The following is a 1,896-nucleotide window of genomic DNA, read 5'->3' as shown; positions in this document are numbered from 1 at the left end:
GCCAGATGGGCGCGGAGCTCGGCGGGGGTCACGGTTCCCAGGTCGGCGAGGGTCTGGGCCTCGCCCCGGTGACGCTGGAGGAAGGCGAGGTACTGGCGGCCGATGTGGCCATAGGCCTCGAGGGTGCGCGGCGACAGGCGGCGCTCATGGGCCAGATGCTCCAGCCACGCCGCCAGAGCCTCGTCTGCGCTCAGCTGAGGATCGGCCATCGTTCCGCCGTTCGCTCGACCACCCGGGCGATGAAGGCGACCAGTTCGCAGCCCATGTTGGGACTGAAGCCGCCCTCGTCCGGCGAGCCGAAGGCGCACAGGGCGGGCCGGGCGCCCGGTTCGTCGCCGGGAAAGACCGGGGCCATGCGGATCAGGGCGACCGATTTCACCTCTTCCTGGCTGGCGCCGAACAGGCCGAGGCCGTCGAAATTGGGACCCAGCCAGGTCAGGCCGTGCTCGCCGAGCAGATTGTCGACGCCGCCGGCCTCGAGCGATTTCCAGCCGAACGGCACGGCGCCGGGTTTCTCCAGGGCGATGGCGGCGCCGGCGAGGCCGAAGCGGCCCTGCGACACGGCGTCGAGACGGCGGGCGAGATCGGAGGGGCTGCGCGCCTCCATCAGGTCGAGAGCGGCGACGTGGGTCTGGGTCTGGGCGGCGAAATTGGCGCGGGCGACGGCCTCGATGCGCTTGCGGGCGTCGGCCTCGCGCTCGGCGGCGGCTTCGAGACGGGTCAGGGCGGCGCGGCCGAATTCGACGACGTTGCGGCCGTGCGGCTTGAGGCCGATCTCTTCCAGAAGCGAGCGGTCGTCGAGCAGGGTCTGGGGATGGGCCTGCAGCCAGGCGCGGATTTCGGGCCAGTGCGGCCCGGCGTCGTCAGGAGAGAGGTCAGGCGATACGCTCACAGACCTCTCCTCGAGGCGATCTACAGAATGGACTGGCCCGTCTTGCCCCAGTCCGCCAGGAAGGCATCAAGCCCCTTGTCGGTTAACGGGTGCTTGACCAGGGCCTTGAAAACGTCGGCCGGGATGGTGGCGGCGTCGGCGCCGGCGACGGCGGCGGCGCTGACATGGCCCGGGTTGCGCAGGCTGGCGGCGAGGATCTGCGTCTCGAAGCCGTGCACGTCATAGAGGACGCGAATCTCCTCCAGCAGGCCGATCCCGTCGGCGCCGTGATCTTCGAGACGGCCCACGAAGGGCGAGATGAAGGTCGCGCCGGCCTTGGCGGCGAGCATGGCCTGGGCGGCCGAGAAGCACAGGGTGACGTTGGTCTTGACGCCCTTGTCGGCGAAGGCGCGGGCGGCGCGCAGCCCGTCCCAGGTCAGGGGCAGTTTGACGACCACGTTGGGGGCGATGGCGGCGAGCTTGTCGCCTTCTTTCACCATGGTCTCGAAATCGGTCGCCACGGCCTCGGCGGAGATCGGGCCCTCGACCAGGGCGCAGATTTCGGCGATGACCTCGGCGATGTTGCGACCGGATTTGGCGATCAGCGAGGGATTGGTGGTGACGCCGTCCACCATGCCGGTGGGGACCATGTCCTTGATGACGGCGACGTCGGCGGTGTCGAGGAAGAGTTTCATGGGCGGGCTTCTAGCCCTTCGGAGCCGTCGGTGAAAGTCGCCTCGGTCCTCATTCCCCTGCCGGTGCCGGAGGCCTTCGACTACGAGGTCCCCGAGGCGATGGCGCTGGAGCGGGGCGATCAGGTCGCGGTGCCGCTGGGGCCTAGGCTGATGCGGGGCGTGGTCGCCGAGGTACGCGAGACGACGGGGTCGAACCGGCGGCTGAAGGCGGTGGTCGAGGTGCTGGACGATCCGCGCCTGCCCGAAAAGACCGTGGACTTCGTGGAATGGGCGGCGCGGTGGACGCTGAGCGCGCCGGGGGAGATGGCCTCGGCGGCGCTGAAGGGCCTG

General features: G+C 70.0%; 3 protein-coding genes and 1 pseudogene. 1 reads left to right on the top strand and 3 read right to left on the bottom strand.

Annotation, left to right across the window (positions count from 1 at the left end; all coding sequences use genetic code 11):
- From RDU12_RS15430 to fsa, 3 genes are all read right to left on the bottom strand, one after another.
- Positions 1-209: site-specific integrase (locus tag RDU12_RS15430; RefSeq protein WP_308685524.1), on the bottom strand; the 209-nt coding region annotated here is incomplete at its 3' end.
- Positions 191-892: a DUF484 family protein gene (locus RDU12_RS15425; RefSeq protein WP_308685523.1), complete on the bottom strand. Its 702-nt coding sequence runs from the start codon at positions 890-892 to the stop codon at positions 191-193. The genes RDU12_RS15430 and RDU12_RS15425, both read right to left, overlap by 19 nt.
- A gap of 20 nt (positions 893-912) precedes the next feature.
- Positions 913-1,566, bottom strand: coding sequence for a fructose-6-phosphate aldolase (gene fsa / locus RDU12_RS15420; RefSeq protein WP_300293604.1), 654 nt, complete (start codon positions 1,564-1,566; stop codon positions 913-915).
- Positions 1,567-1,596: 30 nt separating this feature from the next.
- Here fsa and RDU12_RS15415 point away from each other — a divergent pair.
- Positions 1,597-1,896, top strand: a pseudogene (locus RDU12_RS15415) (primosomal protein N'); the annotation flags it as partial.

It is taken from the genome of Brevundimonas sp. (assembly GCF_031082345.1).
GTDB lineage: Bacteria > Pseudomonadota > Alphaproteobacteria > Caulobacterales > Caulobacteraceae > Brevundimonas.
This window is presented reverse-complemented; position numbering and strand designations above follow the sequence as displayed.

Bases quoted from the DNA above. Each gene is read 5' to 3' on its own strand.
- fsa (WP_300293604.1), bottom strand. From the start codon at position 1,566: ATGAAACTCTTCCTCGACACCGCCGACGTCGCCGTCATCAAGGACATG.